The 19,430-nt window shown below is 61.2% G+C and carries 20 protein-coding genes; 11 read left to right on the forward strand and 9 right to left on the reverse strand.

What is annotated here, in order from left to right:
• Positions 1 to 124: 124 nt before the first annotated feature.
• Both ICY20_RS23140 and ICY20_RS23145 read right to left on the reverse strand, forming a co-directional pair.
• Positions 125 to 1,210 carry an endonuclease/exonuclease/phosphatase family protein gene (locus tag ICY20_RS23140; RefSeq protein WP_159955988.1) on the reverse strand — a complete coding sequence of 362 codons (1,086 nt, stop codon included), beginning with the start codon at positions 1,208 to 1,210 and terminating at the stop codon, positions 125 to 127.
• A gap of 40 nt (positions 1,211 to 1,250) precedes the next feature.
• A complete protein-coding gene (locus tag ICY20_RS23145; RefSeq protein WP_159955990.1) occupies positions 1,251 to 1,910 on the reverse strand; it encodes a YciC family protein in 660 nt (219 codons plus the stop codon).
• A 181-nt stretch (positions 1,911 to 2,091) separates the two neighbouring features.
• On the opposite strand from ICY20_RS23145, the gene ICY20_RS23150 reads away from it, so the two are divergent.
• From ICY20_RS23150 to ICY20_RS23160, 3 genes are all read left to right on the forward strand, one after another.
• Positions 2,092 to 2,820: a DUF2076 domain-containing protein gene (locus ICY20_RS23150; protein ID WP_159955992.1), complete on the forward strand. Its 729-nt coding sequence runs from the start codon at positions 2,092 to 2,094 to the stop codon at positions 2,818 to 2,820.
• A 128-nt stretch (positions 2,821 to 2,948) separates the two neighbouring features.
• On the forward strand, positions 2,949 to 3,425 hold the full coding sequence (locus tag ICY20_RS23155; RefSeq protein ID WP_159955994.1) for a LabA-like NYN domain-containing protein: 477 nt from the start codon (positions 2,949 to 2,951) through the stop codon (positions 3,423 to 3,425).
• Positions 3,426 to 3,451: 26 nt separating this feature from the next.
• Positions 3,452 to 4,063 carry a 3'-5' exonuclease gene (locus ICY20_RS23160; protein WP_159955996.1) on the forward strand — a complete coding sequence of 204 codons (612 nt, stop codon included), beginning with the start codon at positions 3,452 to 3,454 and terminating at the stop codon, positions 4,061 to 4,063.
• A gap of 171 nt (positions 4,064 to 4,234) precedes the next feature.
• Here the strand turns inward: ICY20_RS23160 and ICY20_RS23165 are convergent, their stop codons facing one another.
• Complete coding sequence (locus ICY20_RS23165) at positions 4,235 to 4,696, reverse strand: Lrp/AsnC family transcriptional regulator (RefSeq protein ID WP_159955998.1); 462 nt, start codon at positions 4,694 to 4,696, stop codon at positions 4,235 to 4,237.
• Between the two features lie 160 nt (positions 4,697 to 4,856).
• On the opposite strand from ICY20_RS23165, the gene yedA reads away from it, so the two are divergent.
• Both yedA and ICY20_RS23175 read left to right on the forward strand, forming a co-directional pair.
• Positions 4,857 to 5,753, forward strand: a complete 897-nt coding sequence (gene yedA / locus ICY20_RS23170; protein WP_159956000.1) for a drug/metabolite exporter YedA — start codon at positions 4,857 to 4,859, stop codon at positions 5,751 to 5,753.
• 48 nt (positions 5,754 to 5,801) lie between these two features.
• The gene (locus tag ICY20_RS23175) at positions 5,802 to 7,136 is read left to right on the forward strand and encodes a DEAD/DEAH box helicase (protein ID WP_194938673.1); all 1,335 of its coding nucleotides are present in this window, start codon (positions 5,802 to 5,804) and stop codon (positions 7,134 to 7,136) included.
• 120 nt (positions 7,137 to 7,256) lie between these two features.
• On the opposite strand, the gene ICY20_RS23180 is transcribed toward ICY20_RS23175, so the two are convergent.
• Together ICY20_RS23180 and ICY20_RS23185 are read right to left on the reverse strand one after the other, a co-directional pair.
• Positions 7,257 to 8,483 (reverse strand): TIGR03862 family flavoprotein, encoded by a 1,227-nt coding sequence (locus tag ICY20_RS23180; protein ID WP_194938674.1) that lies wholly within the window; start codon positions 8,481 to 8,483, stop codon positions 7,257 to 7,259.
• A gap of 171 nt (positions 8,484 to 8,654) precedes the next feature.
• The gene (locus ICY20_RS23185; RefSeq protein WP_159956006.1) at positions 8,655 to 9,575 is read right to left on the reverse strand and encodes a histone deacetylase family protein; all 921 of its coding nucleotides are present in this window, start codon (positions 9,573 to 9,575) and stop codon (positions 8,655 to 8,657) included.
• A gap of 75 nt (positions 9,576 to 9,650) precedes the next feature.
• On the opposite strand from ICY20_RS23185, the gene ICY20_RS23190 reads away from it, so the two are divergent.
• Genes ICY20_RS23190 through ICY20_RS23200 form a run of 3 tightly spaced genes read left to right on the forward strand, consistent with a single transcriptional unit; the run spans position 9,651 to position 11,723 of the window.
• Positions 9,651 to 10,220: a GNAT family N-acetyltransferase gene (locus ICY20_RS23190; protein WP_194938675.1), complete on the forward strand. Its 570-nt coding sequence runs from the start codon at positions 9,651 to 9,653 to the stop codon at positions 10,218 to 10,220.
• 37 nt (positions 10,221 to 10,257) lie between these two features.
• Positions 10,258 to 11,127 carry an acyl-CoA thioesterase II gene (gene tesB, locus ICY20_RS23195; RefSeq protein ID WP_122486136.1) on the forward strand — a complete coding sequence of 290 codons (870 nt, stop codon included), beginning with the start codon at positions 10,258 to 10,260 and terminating at the stop codon, positions 11,125 to 11,127.
• Complete coding sequence (locus ICY20_RS23200) at positions 11,124 to 11,723, forward strand: HAD family hydrolase (RefSeq protein WP_194938676.1); 600 nt, start codon at positions 11,124 to 11,126, stop codon at positions 11,721 to 11,723. The genes tesB and ICY20_RS23200 overlap by 4 nt, the downstream gene beginning before the upstream one ends.
• 59 nt (positions 11,724 to 11,782) lie before the next feature.
• Here ICY20_RS23200 and ICY20_RS23205 read toward each other — a convergent pair whose 3' ends face one another.
• The 3 genes from ICY20_RS23205 to ICY20_RS23215 form a co-directional block, all read right to left on the reverse strand.
• Positions 11,783 to 12,757, reverse strand: coding sequence for an alpha/beta hydrolase (locus tag ICY20_RS23205; protein ID WP_194938677.1), 975 nt, complete (start codon positions 12,755 to 12,757; stop codon positions 11,783 to 11,785).
• A complete protein-coding gene (gene ypfJ, locus ICY20_RS23210; RefSeq protein ID WP_194938678.1) occupies positions 12,758 to 13,642 on the reverse strand; it encodes a KPN_02809 family neutral zinc metallopeptidase in 885 nt (294 codons plus the stop codon).
• A gap of 83 nt (positions 13,643 to 13,725) precedes the next feature.
• Positions 13,726 to 14,139, reverse strand: a complete 414-nt coding sequence (locus ICY20_RS23215) for a membrane lipoprotein lipid attachment site-containing protein (RefSeq protein WP_159956016.1) — start codon at positions 14,137 to 14,139, stop codon at positions 13,726 to 13,728.
• 177 nt (positions 14,140 to 14,316) lie between these two features.
• Between ICY20_RS23215 and ICY20_RS23220 the strand changes: the two genes are divergently transcribed.
• Positions 14,317 to 15,195, forward strand: a complete 879-nt coding sequence (locus ICY20_RS23220) for a DMT family transporter (protein ID WP_122512559.1) — start codon at positions 14,317 to 14,319, stop codon at positions 15,193 to 15,195.
• A gap of 1 nt (position 15,196) precedes the next feature.
• On the opposite strand, the gene ICY20_RS23225 is transcribed toward ICY20_RS23220, so the two are convergent.
• Positions 15,197 to 16,531 (reverse strand): MFS transporter, encoded by a 1,335-nt coding sequence (locus tag ICY20_RS23225; RefSeq protein ID WP_194938679.1) that lies wholly within the window; start codon positions 16,529 to 16,531, stop codon positions 15,197 to 15,199.
• 225 nt (positions 16,532 to 16,756) lie between these two features.
• On the opposite strand from ICY20_RS23225, the gene quiC reads away from it, so the two are divergent.
• Positions 16,757 to 18,658, forward strand: coding sequence for a 3-dehydroshikimate dehydratase QuiC (quiC, locus tag ICY20_RS23230; RefSeq protein WP_159956020.1), 1,902 nt, complete (start codon positions 16,757 to 16,759; stop codon positions 18,656 to 18,658).
• A gap of 77 nt (positions 18,659 to 18,735) precedes the next feature.
• Entirely contained in the window at positions 18,736 to 19,377 is a 642-nt protein-coding gene (locus ICY20_RS23235; RefSeq protein ID WP_159956022.1) for a TetR/AcrR family transcriptional regulator, read from the forward strand.
• Positions 19,378 to 19,430: the final 53 nt, after the last annotated feature.

Below are 19,430 nucleotides of genomic sequence, written 5' to 3' on the forward strand. Positions count from 1 at the left end.
CCGCTTCAGCGCCTCTGGCTGTCTGCGTGCTGGCTTGGGAGTAAATTTACGGCCTGATCGAGTGAGAGACAATTAGGCTGGTTCGGGATTCATTGTCCCCTTTTAGAGGACAATGTGCGGTGCATTACAAGGTCGGCAGTAGGAAGCGCGCAATCACCGGAAGATGATTGGAAATGCGCAGGGTGTCGTCCTGTCGCACCTTGGCTTCCACCCGCTTGATGCGCGGGCTGTAGAACAGATAGTCGACGGTGCGATCCGGGCCATCGACGCTGGGGTCGTTGGGGAAGTTCGTCAGCCATTTCTCACGGTCGATGCCGCTCGATTGGCTGTTGCTGGGGATCATCGGGTATTTGTCCCACAGCAGGTGCAGCTCGCTGTCCGGCGAATACTGCCCGCGTTTGCCTGCATCCAGGCGTAGGAATTGCCCCAGGGGCAGCAGGTTGAAATCCCCGCCGATCAGCCAGGGTGTGCCACGGCCTTCGAATTTATCCAGCAACTTGACGGTGGTTTGCACTTGCTCCAACACGGCACTGCGCCCCGGGGCATCGCCGTCCAGGCGGGTGTTGAGCACGGCCAACTGGCCGCCATCGCTCAGCGGCAGGTACGTTAGCAGCAAGGCGGGCTTGGGTTGGAACTGGCGACTGATGACGTTGGTGGGCGAAACCGGCAATTGCAGGCGTTCGGCGTGTTCGATCTGGTAGCGGCTGAGGGTCGCCAGTTTGCGGCCGACGCTGCCGAAGATATGCCAGTTGGGCACGAAATCGGCTTTCCAGTCGAAGGCCTGGGCGCTGCAGGGGTAGAGGTCGACCAAGCGTTCTTGCAATAGGGCAAGCTGGTCTTGGTAGTGGGAGGGCTTGGCGTTTTCGTCGAGTTCTTGCAGCAGCAGGATGTCGGGTTGTTCGTCGCGAATCACCCGCGCCACTTCGTCGAGGCTGGCGGCCATGTCTTCCACGGTGGGGCGGTCGTCGGGGCCTTTGCCATCGGCGGTGTCGTACCAAAACACGTAGTTTTTACCGGCCAGGTATTGCACGTTCCAGGTCATGACCTTGAGCGCCTGGCCCGGCAACAGCGTCGGCGCACGGGGCGCCACGCAACTCACGGGCAAGGTTTGCTTGGGCTCGGGGCGCCAGGTCAGGCTGTAAATGAGAGTGGCGAGTAGGCCTGCGATAATCAACAGGCCCAACAAGGTTATGCGCAATAAACGGGTCATCGGCTCGGCTTATAGCGTTTCAGAGGTGGCACGGAGCATATCACCGTGCGTCGGCATCACCACCGATCAGCATGAATAAACGGAACAGCACCACGCTGGTGAACAGTTGCAGGAAGCTGTGGGCGCTGTCCATCACCAGCCCGAGCAATGGCGCCGGGGTAGGGTAGGCCGCGACGCTGGCGCCTTTGAGCAGCCACAGCGGCGTCATCACGCACAGCAGGCACAGCAGGATTCGCCAGAAATGCCCACGGCTCAGGCGGATGCTTTCCTTCATCGCCTCCAGCGCCGGCATGCCGCGCAGCACCAGCAGGTATTCGGCAAAGGCCAATACCACCATCAGAAACAGACCCGGCAGAAAATACAGCGACAGCCCCAGCAAAATCAGCAGCGTGCTCATGGCCGTCAGCAGGGCGAAACGCGGCCACAGCGTCAGGGCCATGGCCCACACATCCTTGGTGCGCGGCGACTCGCCACGGGTGCGGGCGTCGAGAAACAGGATCAGCGCGCCGGTGTACAACGGGTACACCAACAACCCCACTACCACGCTATAGCCGGGGAAGGCATCCGCGCCGACCACGTGGTTGAGCACCTGTTGAAGCAGGGCTTCGAGGATCACCAACGGCAGGCACAACTGAACGATAGCGCCCAGGTTGCCGAGGGTGAAACGCAAGGAGTCGCGCAGTACGTCTAACGGATTCATCAGGTTCATCACAGGCCTAAATGCAAGGGCGACACTTTAACCGATCGTGACCTTGGGTACGCAAACGTAAACCTTGAGTAAAGACTATTGAAACAACTGGTAACACCCCCATAACTGGATTGCACCTTAGCCTGATTGCAGGCGGGGCCACGATTTTTACCGGCAATCTAACGAGGTCGCCATGAACAGCGAAGAGCAAACCCTGATCGATGGACTGTTTTCACGGTTGCAACAAGCCGAAACGGATTCAGCCCCCCGCGACGCCCAGGCAGAAGCGCGGATCAAGGAGCACATGACGCGCCAACCGGCGGCCGGGTACTACATGACCCAGTCGATTTTGGTGCAGGAACACGCGCTCAAGAGCCTCGACGCGCAGAACAAGCAGCAGGCGCAGCAGATCCAGCAGTTGCAAGACGAGTTGCAGCGGGCCAAGTCCTCAGCGCCGGCGCCTTCGAGCGGCGGTGGTTTCTTGTCGAGCATTTTTGGCGGCGGGGCTTCTCGCGATTCGCAACCGGCACAAACCCCAGCTTCTGGCGGCGGCTGGCGTGAGCCGACGCGGCCATCGTTTAACCAGCAGCCTGCGCCGCAACAAAGTTATCAACAGCCTCCCGCTGCTGCACCGGCTGGCAGCGGCTTTCTCGGCGGCGCGATGAAAACCGCCGCTGGCGTGGCGGGTGGTGTGTTGTTGGCCGAAGGCATCAGCAGCCTGTTCCACCACAACCAGCAACCGCAGGTCGTAGAAGAAATCATCGAGCAACCCGCACCGGCCAGCGACCAAGGCGGTTGGGGCAACGATGATCAGAAATTCGCCGGCAATGACAACTGGGGCAGCAACAACTCGGACAGCTTCGCCGACAGCGATTATTCCGACGACTCCTCTTCTTTCGGCGACGACGATTCCTTCGTCTGACACGATGAGGCCCGAGGCGCTTCGTCGCTTCGGGCTGATTTTTCTCGGAAACGTTCCCATGGCTGGCATACTGGCGCCTTTGCGGGCCTTTGCGCCCGGCGTCCAAGTGGCTGTCATGGGGAAGTGCGGTGAAAAAAATTGCAGTGTTCGCCGATGTGCAAAACCTCTACTACACCGTACGCCAGGCGTATGGCTGCCACTTCAACTACGCCGCCCTGTGGGCTGACATCAGCTCGCGCGGGCAGATCGTCGAGGCGTATGCCTACGCCATCGACCGTGGCGACAGTAAGCAGCAGCAGTTCCAGCAGATCCTGCGCAACCTGGGCTTTACGGTAAAGCTCAAGCCCTACATCCAGCGCAGCGACGGCTCGGCCAAGGGCGACTGGGACGTGGGCATCACCCTCGACATCATGGACGCCGCCGACCATGTCGACGAGATCGTGCTGGCCTCAGGTGACGGTGATTTCGACATGCTGCTCGACCGTATCATCCAAAAACATGGCGTCGAAGCCGTGGCCTATGGCGTACCGGGGTTGACGGCGAACTCACTGATACGCGCCGCCAGCCGCTACGTGCCGATTGAAGGCGCATTGCTGCTCAAATAAATTGATTAGACGGAGTTGGAACAGGTTTGGAACGTATAGCGGTCATCGACTTTGAAACCACTGGCATTACCCCGAGCAGCCACTGTCGCGCCACGGAAATCGCGGTGGTCATCCTCGAACGTGGTCAGATCGTGGACCGCTACCAGAGCCTGATGAATGCAGGCGTGCGCGTCCCCGGTTTCATCGAACAACTCACCGGCATCAGCAACGCCATGCTGCGCGCTGCGCCGCCGGCCGAGCGGGTGATGAACGAAGTCAACGAGTTCGTCGGCACCACCCCATTGCTGGCGCACAACGCCGCGTTCGACCAGAAGTTCTGGGACTTCGAACTGGGCCTGATCCGCCGCACCCGTCTGCAGAAATTTGCCTGTTCGTTGTTACTGGCGCGACGCTTGATGCCGACAGCGCCGAACCACAAGCTCGGCACGCTGAACACCTTTGCCCAGCTGCCCCACACCGGCAAGGCTCACCGGGCGATGGCGGATGCGGAGATGGCCGCGAACTTGACCGCCCATTTGGCGCAGGAGTTGCGCGGCACCCACGGCTTGCGCGAACTGTCCCATGACCTGCTGTGCACCTTGCAGAAAGTGCCGGCGGCGAAGATCAACGAGCACCTCAAGAAACATCGCGGGTTCTGAGCCCGAGCCCGCATTCAAGAATGATAAAGCTCTAAATGTGGGAGGGGGCTTGCCCCCGATAGCGGTGGATCAGTCAGCTCATCTTTAGCTGACACACTGCCATCGGGGGCAAGCCCCCTCCCACATTTGACCGCGTTGTTCATGCCCTACGCGGTCCCCGATGGTGGCGGGTCAGTTGCCACTTTTGCCATTGGCCTCCAACTGCCCCAATGGCACCCGCCGCTCTATCGCACTCGACAAAATAATCGAGGTCTTGCTGAACCCAAACTTCGCCACCCGGTTAATCAGGTCTTCCAACTCCGGCATCGACCCCACCGCCGCCTGCATGATCACGCACGGATCACCCGTGACCCGATGGCATTCGGTCAGCTCGGGGATCTTGCTCAATTCGTCGTAGACCTTCTGGCTGCCGTGATTGGTCAGGCGCAGTTCGATCACGCATTGGATCGGCAAGCCGACTTTGGACAGGTCCACCTTGGCCTGGTAACCGGTGATTACGCCACTGGCTTCCAGCTTAGCCACCCGCTCAGCCACGGCCGGGGCCGAGAGGTTTACCGTACGCGCCAGTTGGGCGAAAGAAGCCCGGCCGTCTTCGAGCAGGGCGCTTAGGAGCATGCGGTCGTATTTGTCCATGATAAGGCTCCAGTTGCGCGTGGCTTTCGAAAGCATGGTTTATAGCCTTCATAACCATGCTTTGAAAAGTGTATTGGCGGTTTAAACAGGTTTTGTAACTTATGTTTAATCACCTGCCTTTTTAGAATATGCATCTCTTCTACTGCCATAGAGCCACCCAATGCCTGGCCCACGTCGCTTTCCCTTACCGTTGATCGCCGCTTTTTTTGCGCTGTATGTGATTTGGGGTTCCACCTACCTGGTGATCCGCATTGGCGTGGAGTATTGGCCGCCGTTGATGTTGGGCGGGATTCGCTTTCTGATGGCCGGTGCGGCGATGTACGTATTTTTGCGCTGGCGCGGGGCGCCGGCGCCGACCTGGGAGCAGTGGAAGGCCGCGGCCAAGATCGGCATTTTGCTGCTGACCTTCGGCAACGGCGGCGTGACATTGGCCGAGCACTCCGGGGTGTCGTCCGGTGTGGCCGCGCTGGCGGTTGCGACCGTGCCGTTGTTCACCTTGCTCTGCGGCTATTTCTGGGGGGCGCGTAATACGCGTCTGGAATGGGCCGGGGTGATTCTGGGGATTGCAGGCATCGCCATGCTCAACATGGGCAGCACCCTGCAATCAAGCCCGACCGGCGCGGCCTTGCTGCTATTTGCTGCGGCCTCGTGGGCCTTTGGTTCGGTGTGGAGCCGACGCCTGCCGCTGCCCCAGGGCGCCATGGCCAGTGCCGCAGAAATGCTGGTGGCCGGTGTGACACTGCTGATCGGCAGCGCGCTGAGCGGCGAACGTCTGCACGCCATGCCGCCGATAGAAGGCTGGCTGGCCTTGGCCTACTTGGCGGTATTCGGCTCGATCATCGCCTTCAACGCCTATATGTACCTGCTCAAGCACGTGCGCCCGGCGGCGGCGACCAGCTATGCCTACGTCAACCCGGCGGTGGCGGTGTTGTTGGGTATCGTCTTCGTGGGCGAAACCATTGGTATGGAAGAGGCCTTGGCGATGCTGGTGATCATCAGCGCGGTGCTGTTGATCAGCCTGCCCCAGTGGCGCAAGCCGAAGCCGGAAATAAGGTAAACTGCGCCCCATTGCGTTCCTTGCGCTGAATTTTCCTACGGTAAACACATGACTTTCGCCACCCTTGGCCTGATCGAACCCTTGCTGCGCGCCCTTGAGACGCTTGGCTACCAGACCCCGACGCCGGTGCAGGCGCAAGCCATTCCGGCGGTGCTGGCCGGTCGCGACCTGATGGCTGCGGCCCAGACCGGCACCGGCAAGACCGCAGGTTTTGCCGTGCCGTTGCTGCAACTGCTGACCATGGAAGGGCCGAAAGTCGCCGCCAACTCGGCACGCGCGCTGATTCTGTGCCCAACCCGCGAGCTGGCCGAGCAGGTGCACGCCAGCGTCGCCGAGTATGCGCAAAACCTGCCGCTCACCACTTACGCGGTGTACGGCGGCGTGAGCATCAACCCGCAGATGATGAAGCTGCGCAAGGGCGTCGACATTCTGGTCGCCACGCCGGGTCGCCTGATCGACTTGTTCCGCCAGAACGCGCTGAAACTCAACCAGCTGCAAACCCTGGTGCTGGACGAAGCCGACCGCATGCTCGACCTGGGCTTCTCGGAAGAGCTGGCAAACATCTACCGCATGCTGCCGAAAAAGCGCCAGACGCTGCTGTTTTCTGCGACCTTCTCCGATGACATCCGCCAGCTGGCCGGGCAGATGCTCAACGACCCGCTGAGCATCGAAGTCAGCCCGCGCAACGTCGCCGCCAACACCGTGAAGCAGTGGGTGGTGCCGGTCGACAAAAAGCGCAAGCCGGAGCTGTTTGTGCACCTGATGCGCAAAGGCCGTTGGAAACAAGTGCTGGTGTTCGCCAAGACCCGTAACGGCGTAGATGCGCTGGTGGATAAGTTGCAGGGCCTGGGCATCAACGCCGATGGCATCCACGGCGACAAACCCCAAGCCACGCGCCAGCGTGTGCTGGACCGTTTCAAGTCGAGCGATGTGCAGATCCTGGTCGCCACCGACGTGGCCGCCCGTGGCCTGGATATCGAAGACCTGCCGCTGGTGGTCAACTTCGACCTGCCAATTGTGGCCGAGGACTACATCCACCGTATCGGCCGTACCGGTCGTGCGGGCAACACCGGTGAGGCAATTTCCCTGGTGTGCGCTGATGAAGTGAACATGCTGTCGGCCATCGAGATGTTGACCCGTCAGACGTTGGCTCGCCACATGGAGCAGGATTTCGAACCGGAACACCGCGTGCCCGACACCGATGCCAGCGGGCAGGTGGTGAAGAAGCCGAAAAAACCGAAGAAGCCTAAAACGTCCGGCGGTGGCGGTAAGCGCAACCTGGGCAAGTGGGTGGACAGCGGGGAGTCGGCGCCAGTGGAGCCTTCGATCAAACCGGTGCGCAAGGTGCCGGTGTTTAATACTGGGCCGCGTAAGAAGAAGTGATGTTGCGGTGGGGCTGATGGCCCCATCGGGGGCAAGCCCCCTCCCACATTTGAAGGTATTCACAAATCAAGTGTGGGAGGGGGCTTGCCCCCGATGGCGGCCTTGAATCCAACAAAGATCTCAGCCTTTAAGCCACTCCAGCATCCCCCGCCCAGCCGCCCGCCCACTGGCAAAACACCCGGTCAGCAAGTAGCCCCCGGTCGGCGCCTCCCAATCCAGCATCTCCCCCGCACAAAACACCCCCGGCAATTGCTTGAGCATCAAGCGTTCATCCAGCGCCTCAAATGGCACGCCGCCCGCGGTACTGATCGCCTCATCCATCGGCCGGGTTTTCACCAGGGTCAGGGGCAGCGCCTTGATATCCACCGCCAGTTGCGCCGGATCGTTGAAATGTTCAGCCGGTGCCAACTCACGCAACAGCGCCGCCTTCACCCCATCCAACCCCAATTGACTGTGCAAGTGCTTGCTCATCGAGCGTGAGCCCCGTGGCTTGGCCAAGGCAGCCTGGATTTTGTCCACAGGCTTGCTCGGCAACAGGTCGATATGCACCGCGGCCGAACCGGTTTGGTTGATCGCTTCACGAATCGGCGCCGACAGTGCGTAGATCAGGCTGCCTTCGATGCCGGTGGCGGTGATCACGCATTCGCCCAGGCGCGGTTTGTCGTCGCCCAGACCGATCGCCGCATTTTTCAGGGGGGCACCGGCGAATTTGCTGACCATCAATTCACTCCAGCCCGACACCTCAAAACCGCAATTGCTTGGTTGCAGCGGGGCGCAGGGCACGCCTCGGTCTTCCAGCGACTTGAGCCAAGCGCCGTCGGAACCCAAGCGCGACCAACTGCCGCCGCCGAGGGCCAGCAGGACTGCATCACTGCGGACGGTTTTTTCGCCGTCCGGGCTGTGGATAAGTAAATCACCCTGCGCATTCCAGCCTGCCCAACGATGCCGGGTGTGGATAACCACGCCTTGGTCCCGCAAACGCTTGAGCCAGGCGCGCAGCAGGGGAGCGGCTTTCATATCGGTCGGAAACACGCGGCCAGAGGTGCCGACAAAGGTTTCGATGCCCAGCCCATGTATCCATTCGCACAACGCTTCGGCGCCAAACCCCCGCAGCAACGGCGCCATGTGCGGTGCACGTTCGGCGTAGCGCGACAAGAACGCCGGGTAGGCTTCGGAGTGTGTGATGTTCATGCCGCCCACGCCCGCCAGCAGGAATTTGCGCCCCACCGAAGGCATGCCGTCGTACAGGTCCACCCGCACGCCCGCCTGGCTCAGGACTTCGGCGGCCATCAGCCCGGCGGGGCCGCCGCCGATGATGGTGACGTGGTGAGCAGTGGTCTGGGGCATGGCGAGGGCTACGGTCGAATAAACAGGGCGAGCATTCTACCCGACGAGAGCGCAAACGCCTGATCAAAAAACGTACAACTTCCTACAGACCATGTGGGTGTTGCCTCTTGGACGCTTACGCTCAAGTTATCCACAGGCCGTTCCACAGGCATTGTGGGTAACACCCACAGCTCAATGACAGCCTGATGACGCCCACACCCGCTGCGCGCTGTGGTGCAGGATGCCATGGCGGCGGGCGAGGGCCGGTCGGTCTTTGCTGTAACCGCCGCCAATCACGCCCATCACCGGGATGTCGCGGCCCAGGCAGTGACGCATCACGCGTTCGTCGCGGTCGGCCACACCTTGGTCGGTCAGCTTGAGGTAACCGAGCGCGTCATCTTTGTGCACATCGACGCCGGCGTCGTACAGCACCAGGTCGGGTTGGTAGAGCGGCAGCAGGTAGTTGAGGGCGTCGTCCACCACCTTGAGGTAGTCGGCATCGCCCATGCCCATGGGCAGTGGGATGTCCCAGTCGCTCTGGGCCTTGCGGGCGGGGAAGTTTTTCTCGCAGTGCAGCGACACGGTGATGGCGTCGGGCGTGTCGTGCAGGATACGTGCAGTGCCGTCGCCTTGATGCACGTCGCAGTCGAAGATCAGCACGCGGTTGACCCGGCCGCTGGCCAGCAGGTAATGACTGATCACCGCCAGGTCATTGAAGATGCAAAAGCCGGCCGGGTAATCGTAGTGGGCGTGATGGGTGCCGCCCGCCAGGTGGCAGGCCAAGCCGTGTTCCAGCGCCTGTTCGGCGGCCAGGATCGAGCCGCCCACAGCACGCACAGTGCGCCGGGCCAGGGCTTCGTTCCACGGCAGGCCGAGACGGCGCTGGTCTTCGCGGGACAATTCGCCGCCCATGTAGCGCTCGATGTAGCCGGGGTCGTGGGCCAGGGCCAGAATCTCGGGCGGGCACACCTGCGGTCGCAGCAGTTGGCTGTCTTCGGTCAGCCCGCTGGACACCAAGTGGTCACGCAACAGGCGGAACTTGTCCATGGGGAAGCGATGGTCCGCCGGGAACTCAGGGCTGTAGTCATCGTGGTAGATCAGTGGCAAAGGCATGGGATTTTCTGACGGGAACCTGCGACGCATCTTACCCGCGTTGTACACTCACGCACATGGCAAGGGAGGGGACCCATGGAGCCGATACTGGAACTTGAAAGCGCACGTCTGGTGCTGCGCCAATGGCGTGACAGCGACTTGCCGGAATTTGCACGCATGTGCGCCGACCCGCAGGTGATGCGCTATTTCCCGGCCAAGTTGAGCCACCTGGAGAGTGCTGCGTTGATCGGCCGCATTCGCGGGCACTTCGCCGAGTACGGTTTTGGCTTGTGGGCGTTGGAGCGCAAGGACACTGGCGAATTTATCGGCCTGACCGGCTTGCAGCATGTCAGCTTCGACGCAGCCTTCACCCCTGCGGTGGAAATCGGCTGGCGCCTGGCCCGCGAGCACTGGGGCCTGGGGTACGCCAGCGAGGCGGCCTGGACGGCATTACGCTGTGGTTTTGACCGCGCGCAGTTGGATGAAATTGTCGCCTTCACCACCGAGGCCAATCTGCCATCACAAAAAGTCATGCAGGCCATCGGTATGCATTACGATCCCCAGGCAGATTTTGAACACCCCAAGGTCGCAGCCGATGACCCGCTGCGCCATCATGTTTTGTATTGCATCACCCGCGCCCAATGGTTGGACACGCTGCACGGATAAGCAGCCCGGAATGCCCCATAGATTTAGGAGTTGCTCTATGAGCCAAGTATTGGAAGATCTGGTTGACCTGCTGACCCTGGAGCCGATCGAGGAAAACCTCTTTCGCGGCCGCAGTCAGGACCTGGGTTTTCGCCAACTGTTCGGCGGCCAGGTGCTTGGCCAGTCGCTGTCGGCCGCCAGCCAGACCGTAGAAGAAGCGCGGCACGTGCATTCCCTGCACGGTTATTTCCTGCGCCCTGGCGATGCGGCGTTGCCGGTGGTGTATTCGGTGGACCGCGTGCGTGACGGCGGCAGTTTCAGCACGCGCCGCGTGACGGCGATTCAGAAGGGCCACCCGATCTTCACCTGCACCACGTCGTTTCAATACGACGAGCAAGGGTTTGACCACCAGACCACCATGCCCGTGGTGGTCGGCCCGGAAAACCTGCCCTCGGAGCTGGAACTGACCCAGCAGCGCGCGCACCTGATTCCCGAGCATATGCGCGACAAGCTGCTGTGCCCCAAACCGATCGAAGTGCGCCCGGTGACCGAAAAAGACCCGTTCAACCCGCAGCCGTCCGACCCGGTCAAGTACGTGTGGTTTCGTGCTGACGGCGCGCTGGCCGACACGCCTGCGTTGCATAAATACCTGCTGGCCTACGCCTCCGACTTCGGCTTGTTGACCACCTCGCTGCTGCCCCATGGCAAGACCGTGTGGCAAAAAGATATGCAGGTCGCCAGCCTCGACCATGCACTGTGGTTCCACGCCGACCTGCGCGCCGACGACTGGTTGCTGTACGCCATGGACAGCCCGTGGGCCGGCAATTCCCGTGGGTTTTCCCGTGGCAGCGTGTACAACCGCGCCGGGCAACTGGTGGCCTCGGTGACCCAGGAAGGCTTGATCCGTCATCGCAAGGATTGGGCATGAGCCTGACCGACGTTAAACATTGGGTATTTGACATGGACGGCACCCTCACGGTTGCCGTGCATGACTTTGCGGCGATTCGCGTGGCGCTGGAGATTCCACCCGAGGATGACATCCTCACCCATCTGGCGGCGCTGCCGGCGGACGTGGCGGCGGCCAAGCATGCGTGGTTGCTGGAGCATGAGCGCGAGTTGGCGCTGGGCTCGGTCGCCGCCGAAGGCGCGGTGGAACTGGTACGTGAGCTGGCCGCACGGGGTTATCGCTTGGGTATCCTGACCCGCAATGCGCGGGAGTTGGCCCACGTGACCCTGCAAGCGATTGGCCTGGCGGACTGCTTTGCCGTCGAGGATGTGTTGGGCCGTGATGATGCGCAGCCCAAGCCCGACCCGGATGGGCTGCAGAAACTGGCAGCGGCGTGGGATGTGGCGCCGAGCGAGATGGTGATGGTCGGCGATTACCGCTTTGACCTGGATTGCGGCCGGGCGGCGGGGGCGCGGACGGTGTTGGTCAACTTGCCGCAGAACCCGTGGCCGGAGTTGGCGGATTGGCATGCCGAGGACTGCTCGGTGCTGCGTCGGATGATCCAGCCCAATCAGTGAAGATCAAATGTGGGAGGGGGCAAGCCCCCTCCCACATTTTGAGCCGGTTTCTTCAGGGATTACTGGGGAAACAACACCTTCTGCCCCTCAGGCGACGTAAACATCCCATCCCCGTTATGCCCCACCCCCGGCACTTCCACCAACCTCTGCCCCAACTGCGGATGCCGCTGCTTGAGGTAGTCAAAATAGTTGTGCCCACGAATCAGCCGATACGCGCCTTGAGTCTCTGCCTCACAGCCTTTATCCAGCGCGTGATGATTCGGGTCGGTGTCCTGTTGGCCCAGCAAATAAGTGATGTCGTGTGACACATACGCCTGCTCAAGCTGCGCCGGGCTCTGGCCTTTGGCGTAAGCGGGCAGGTTGTTCAGGCCATATTTCCAGTCGTTGAAACTGGGGCAGGTGGCCGCGTCGAACTTCACCGGGCGCTGCGGGGTGAAGTAGGCGTACGACGAGGGGTTTGCCACCACATACCGCAGGCCAATGCCTTCGCTTTGCAGCTTGGGATGCTCGTGGCTGGTGAGGGCAAAGCGCTGCACCACCTGGCCACCCCCGGAATGCCCAGCCACCACGATTTCTTTCAACGCCGGGAACAGCTTGCGGTTGCCCAGGTGCTTGATGATTTGATCAAGGGCACCGTAGGAACTGATGTGGCCCGGGCCGGTGGAGGGCTCGCCGGCCATCCAGCCGTTGTCGGTCCAGCGCAGCAACTGATTGTCCAGATGCTCGTGCTTTGCATCCGCCTCAATCAGAAACCTTGGCGCGATCACCAGGGTGTTGGCTGCTTGCCCGGCATTCTGCGCAGCCTTTTCGCCGCTTTCCAGATAGGTCTGCGCGTCGCGTAGGCGACCATGCACGATGATCAACGCCCGTGTGACGTTGGGCAGTGGCTGGCGCCAGTCCTGGCTCAACCCCAGGCTGAGATCGCCAGCCTTGAGGGGGAAGCGATCGAGACCGGTTTCGTTAACGTGGTGCCCGCCGGCCAAGGCGGAGCCGGTGACCAGCAAGCCCAGCAACAACCCCAATCGTTTCTTCATTTAAAGGCTCTTGGCGGAAAAGGTGTCGCATTGAGTGATCTGGCCCTGGGCGAAGCCGGTCTTGAACCAGCGCACGCGTTGCGCCGAGGTGCCGTGGGTAAACGAGTCTGGCACGACGCGGCCTTGACCCTGTTGTTGCAAACGGTCATCGCCGATGGCGTTGGCCGCATTCAGTGCCTCTTCAATGTCGCCGGGCTCCAACCAGTTCAGGCGCTTTTGCGCGCGGTTGGCCCACACACCCGCGAAACAGTCGGCTTGCAGTTCCTGGCGTACCAACAGGCCGCCGTCGCCTTGCATCTGCCGGCCTTGCTGGCGCGCCGCCTGGATTTTCGACGAGATACCCAACAGCGTCTGCACGTGGTGCCCGACTTCGTGGGCGATCACATACGCCTGGGCGAAATCGCCGGCGGCCTGGAAGCGCTGGGACATTTCCCGGAAGAAATCCAGGTCCAGGTACACCTGCTGGTCGGCCGGGCAATAAAACGGGCCGCTGGCCGAGGTAGCGCCACCGCAGGCGGAATTCACGCGGCCACGGAACAGAATCAGTTTCGGGTTCTTGTAGGCCAGGCCGTTTTCCTGGAACACCTGGGCCCAGGTGTCTTCGGTATCGCCGAGCACCGCGCGCACGAAATCCGCTTGTTCGTCGTTGGCTGGTGGTGCCTGGCGGGTCTGGGTACTGACGGACGGTGCCTGCTCCATCTGGCCGGTGAGCTGGCCGAGAATCTGCAGCGGGTCTTGGCCGGTGATCCAGCCAATGCCGACGATCAGCAAAATCGCCCCCAGGCTCAGGCCCTTGCCGCCGCCAAAGCGCATGCCACCACCACCGCCGCCGCCATCGCGGGCATCCACCACGTTGTCACTGCGTCGGCCTTTTTTCCATAGCATGGGGGCGGTCCTCTTGATGTGCGTTCTGTGTCGTGTAGTGAGGGAGCAAGCTCCCTCACCACAAGGGTTGAGTATGGACGCTATTAGCGGCAGTAGCCTTCGCCGCTTGCCACGACCAGGCAGTCCTTTTTATCGGCCAGCCATTTCAGGCCGGTGTCAGCACCGTCACCGGCACGCAGCAGTTGCGGGCCGTCCGGGCGGGTGAAGGCGATGCCGTCTTCGGCCGCTTCACCTTTGAAGGTGCCCGAGTCATCGGCGTCGAGGCCGTACTGCATGGTGAGGATGTAGTGCCCGCGGCCGATGCTGTCGTCTTTGGCGATGGTCAGGTTGAGGCCTTCGACGCCGATCCACTTGCCGACCCATTTATCGGTGGGCGGGGTTTCGGGCACCAGGGTCGCCTGCACCGAAGCGGGCGCAGGTTTAGGGGCTTCTTTCGCTGCTTTGTCGCAAGCGGTGAGCAGGGCAAGGGCAGACAGAACAAAGAGGAATTTTTTCATCGCGGCAAGGCCTTGGTTAAAAAGTGTGCAATAGGGCGATCAACGTGAACCGTTGGACTTCTCTCCCGTGATTTAGTGCGCTGTTCGCACGGTGTTTGGTTATGCTCTTGGGGCAGACCCACGCCCGGCTGCTAGATTACCGGGTTGAGTCCCATCGTGCGCCACGCAGAGAATTCGATGACAGTCAGTACCCCGCTTTCCGGCGTCAACCACCCTTTCAAAGGCATCCTGTTGATTGTGCTGGCGACGTTTTTGTTCTCCAGCCACGACGCCTTGTCCAAATACCTCGCGGGGTTCTACCCGATCGTGATGGTGGTGTGGGCGCGCTACATGGTGCACACCTTGCTGATGGCCGGGATCTTCCTGCCGCAATCGGGCTTGCGCGTACTGCGCAGCAAGCGGCCGGGCATGCAGGTGGTGCGGGCTTTATGCCTGCTGGGCACAAGCCTGTTCTTTACGGCGGCGTTGCACTACATCCCGTTGGCGGAAGCCACGGCGGTTAACTTCCTGGCGCCGATCCTGGTGACCGCCCTGTCGGTGCCCCTGCTCGGCGAGCACGTCACCCGTGGCCAATGGCTGGCGGTGATCTGCGGCTTTGTCGGTGTGCTGATCATCATCCACCCCGGCGGCGAGCTGTTCACGCCTGCGGTATTGCTGCCGCTGTGTTCGGCGTTGTTCTTCTGCTTTTACCAATTGCTTACGCGCATCCTTAGCAAGGTCGACACGCCCACCACCAGCAACTTCTTTGCCGGGCTGTGCAATACCTTGGTGATGAGTGCGATGGTGCCGTTCTTCTGGCAGATCCCCACGCTGTGGCATGGCGTATTGATGCTGGCGCTGGGCACCTGCGGGATGACCGCGCACTTGATGTTGACCCAGGCGTTCCGCTTCGCGGCACCGGCCTTGCTGGCGCCGTTTGGCTACTGCCAGATCGTGTTTGCGGGGTTGTTGGGCTGGCTGGTGTTCAGTCATACCCCCGACGTGACCACGGTGGTCGGCATCGGGGTGATTTGCATGAGCGGGTTGGCCGCTGCCTGGCAGCAGCGGCGTCGGTAGATCAAAGGTCTACGGTAGGGATCTTGCGCGGCGCCATGAAGTACATCCAGGTCAGCGCCAGGAAGTACATCGCCGGGATCAGCGTAAACAACACGGTGTAGTTGTTGTTGGTCACGGTGAGGATGTGGCCGACGATCTGGGTCATGAACATGCCGCCGATGGCCGCACACATGCCGCCGAAGCCAAACACCGTGCTCATCATGTGCTTGGGCGTGTAGTCCATCACCAGGCTCCAGATGTTGGCCGTCCAGGCCTGGTGCGCGCCAATCGCCAGGGAGATGGCAAACACTGCAACCCACAGCTGGCTCGAACCGGCCGCCATCACCACGCCGACGATGCAGCAGGCAAACAGCAGCATCGACAGCAGCCGCGCCTTGATCGAGTTCATGCCGCGACCGATCAGGAACGACGACAGAATGCCCCCACCTACACTGCCGAAGTCGGCGGTCAGGTAGATGATGATCAGCGGGATACCCATCTGGGTCACGTTGATGCCCAGGTTGTATTGCTGGTTCAGGAACGGTGGCAGCCAGTACAGGTAGAACCAGAACACCGGCGCGGTCAGCGCGTAGGCAATCGCGAACGCCCAGGTACCGCGCATGCGCAGGATGCGGCTGAACGGCACGCCTGGTTGTTCTGGCTCGACGTGTTGTTGCACGTAGTCCAATTCGGATTGTTTAACGGTGGGATGGTCTTCCGGGTTGTAGTACTTCAACCCCCAGAACACCAGCCAGATCAAACCCAGCGACGCCATGCACAGGAACGCCGCCTGCCAGCCCCACACGTGCAGGATCAACGGCAGCAGCATCGGCGTCATCATCGCGCCCACGTTGGTGCCGGCGTTGAAGATACCAGTGGCCACCGCACGCTCACCGGCGGGGAACCACAACCGTGTGGTCTTGACGCAGGCCGGGTAGTTGGCGGCTTCGGTCAGCCCGAGGATAAAGCGGCAGACCATAAAACCCACCGCCGACGTTGCCAGGCCGTGGGCGCCAGTGGCCAGGCTCCACAGCAGCACGGCGCAGAAGAACACGCGTTTGACGCCTACCCGGTCGATCAAGCGGCCTTGCAGCACAAAGCCGATGGCGTAGCCAACCTGGAACCAGAAGTTGATGTTGGCGTAGTCCATCGCCGTCCAGCTCATTTCTTTGGCCAGGATCGGTTGCATCACGCCCAGGGCGGCGCGGTCGATGTAGTTCAGGGTGGTGGCAAAGAACACCAGGGCCAACATGCCCCAGCGGGTTTTACCCACGGCCAGGGCGCCGCGGATCTTGTCGCCGATGCCGGCGTGCGGGGTGCCGGGGCGCGCGGCCAGGGCGGAATTTTGCAGAGGCATGAGGTCGTACCCGTTTTTTTTGAAATTTTTATGGTGTGTTCTGGGTCTTTTTTTAACGCTGGTTACGGGGTGGATGGTGCGCAGTGGTTAAAAAATCGTCAATTCGCCAAACAGGCAAAGTGTTCGATAATCGCACCAAAAACTAACCGGTTCGTACATTTTAATTGCTGCCGCCAGGCTGGGGGCGAATAATTTGCCATAAACAACAATTGCCGGGAGTCGCCCATGCAACGTTCCATTGCCACTGTGTCCTTGAGCGGCACCCTGCCAGAAAAGCTCGAAGCCATTGCCGCCGCCGGGTTCGATGGGGTTGAGATCTTCGAAAACGACTTGTTGTATTACGACGGCAGCCCGCGCGAAGTTAGGCAGATGTGTGCCGACCTCGGCATCGCCATCACCTTGTTCCAACCGTTTCGCGACTTTGAAGGCTGCCGCCGCGACCGCCTGGCGCGCAACCTGGAGCGTGCCGAGCGCAAGTTTGACCTGATGCAGGAACTGGGCACTGACCTGGTGCTGGTGTGCAGCAACGCGTCGGCCGACAGTGTCGGCGACGAGCGCATTCTACTCGATGACTTGAGCCTGCTGGCCGAACACGCTGGCCGCCGTGGCCTTCGCATTGGCTATGAAGCGCTGGCCTGGGGCAAGCATGTGAACACCTGGCAGCAGGTGTGGAATTTGGTGCGTCAGGTTGATCACCCGGCCCTTGGTGTGTTGCTCGACAGCTTCCACACCCTGTCCCTCAAAGGCGACCCGAGCGCCATCGCCGACATCCCGGGCGACAAGATCTTCTTTGTGCAAATGGCCGACGCGCCGATTTTGGCCATGGATGTGCTGGAGTGGAGCCGGCATTTCCGTTGCTTCCCAGGGCAAGGCGAGTTTGACCTGGCAGGCTTCCTGGCGCCGATCATCAAGAGTGGCTACACCGGGCCGTTGTCCCTGGAGATTTTCAACGACGGTTTTCGTGCCGCGCCTACCCGTGCGAATGCGGCGGACGGCCTGCGTTCCTTGCTGTACCTGGAAGAGAAAACCCGCGAGCGCTTGAAACAGGAAGCGCCAGCGCAACCGGTCGAGATTCTGTTTGATACCCCGGCCGCAAGCGAGTACGACGGCATTGAGTTCCTCGAATTCGCCGTGGATGAGAGCCTGGGCGCCAAGCTGACCCTGTGGCTGGAACGCCTGGGTTTCGTCAAGGCCGGGCAGCATCGCTCCAAGAGCGTAAGCCTGCTTCGCCAGGGCGATATCAACCTGATCCTTAATTGCGAACCCTATTCTTTCGCCCACAACTTTTTTGAAGCCCACGGGCCGTCGTTGTGCGCCACGGCCGTGCGGGTCAAAGACAGCGCCAAGGCCCTGGAACGAGCGGTGGCCTACAAGGGGCAGCCCTATCGCGGGTTGGTCGGGCCGAACGAGTTGGAATTGGCCGCCGTACGTGCGCCGGATGGCAGCCTGATTTACCTGGTGGACCAGAACGAAGGCGGGATCTATGACACCGACTTCAACCTGCAAGCCTCTTCAGCTTCCAGCGGTGGCCTGCTGCGCATCGACCACATGGCCATGGCCCTGCCGGCCGACAGCCTCGACAGCTGGGTGCTGTTTTACAAGAGCCTGTTGGATTTCGAAGCCGATGACGAAGTGGTGCTGCCCGACCCCTACGGCCTGGTGAAAAGCCGCGCACTGCGCAGCCGTTGCAGCTCGATTCGCCTGCCGCTGAATATCTCCGAGAACCGCAACACGGCCATTTCCCACGCCCTATCGAGCTATCGCGGCTCGGGCGTGCACCACATTGCCTTCGACTGCGCGGACATTTTCGCCGAGGTGCGCCGGGCGAAAGAGGCGGGTGTGCCGTTGCTGGATATCCCGCTCAACTACTACGACGACCTGGCGGCACGCTTCGATTTCGACGATGAGTTCCTCAGCGAGTTGGCGTACTACAACGTGCTGTACGACCGCGACGCCCAGGGCGGTGAGCTGTTTCATGTGTACACCGAGCCGTTCGAAGGGCGGTTTTTCTTCGAGATCATCCAGCGCAAGAACGGCTATGCCGGTTACGGTGCGGCCAACGTGGCGGTGCGCTTGGCGGCGATGGCCAAATCGCGCAGCGGCGCGGCGCGCCAGGCGCGTTTATAAGGGCTGGCCGGGTGCTTCCTTCGGGGAGCATCGCGGCCCATAATCAGCGCCTGCATAACACTGGCTGTGAGCGCACCATGACCGCCGAGGCACCCCGTAAGAGTCGTAAGAACAACCCGGAAAAGACTCGCGAAAACATACTCCAGGAAGCCATCGTCGAGTTTGTCCAGCAGGGCCTTTCCGGCGCTCGCGTGGATGCCATCGCCGAGCGCATCCACACTTCCAAGCGCATGATCTATTACTACTTCGGCAGCAAGGAGCAGTTGTACGTCGAGGTGCTGGAGAAGCTCTACGGCGACATTCGCAACACCGAAACCCGCATGAACCTCACCGCCCTGGAACCGCGCGAAGCGATCCGGCGCCTGGTGGAGTTCACCTTTGATCACCACGACCAGAATGTGGATTTCGTGCGCATTGTCAGCATCGAGAATATCCACAATGCCGAGTACGTGAAGCGCACCGACACGATCAAGGCGATGAACAGCAAGATCCTTGAAGGGCTGGGGGAAACGCTGCGCCGTGGTGCCGAGCTGGGTTTGTTCCGGGAAGGGCTGGAGCCTTTGGACGTGCACCTGCTGATCAACTCGTTCAGCTTTTACCGGGTGTCCAACCGCCATACGTTCAGTGAGATTTTTCAGATCGAGCTGTCGGATGAGGTGATTAAGCAGCGGCATCGGGAGATGATTTGTGAGTCGGTGATGCGTTACCTGCAGGCCTGAAAATCTCGGCATTGAAATGCAATCAAATGTGGGAGGGGGCTTGCCCCCGATTG

The sequence above is a fragment of the Pseudomonas pisciculturae genome, assembly GCF_015461805.1.
GTDB classification, from domain to species: Bacteria; Pseudomonadota; Gammaproteobacteria; order Pseudomonadales; family Pseudomonadaceae; genus Aquipseudomonas; species Aquipseudomonas pisciculturae.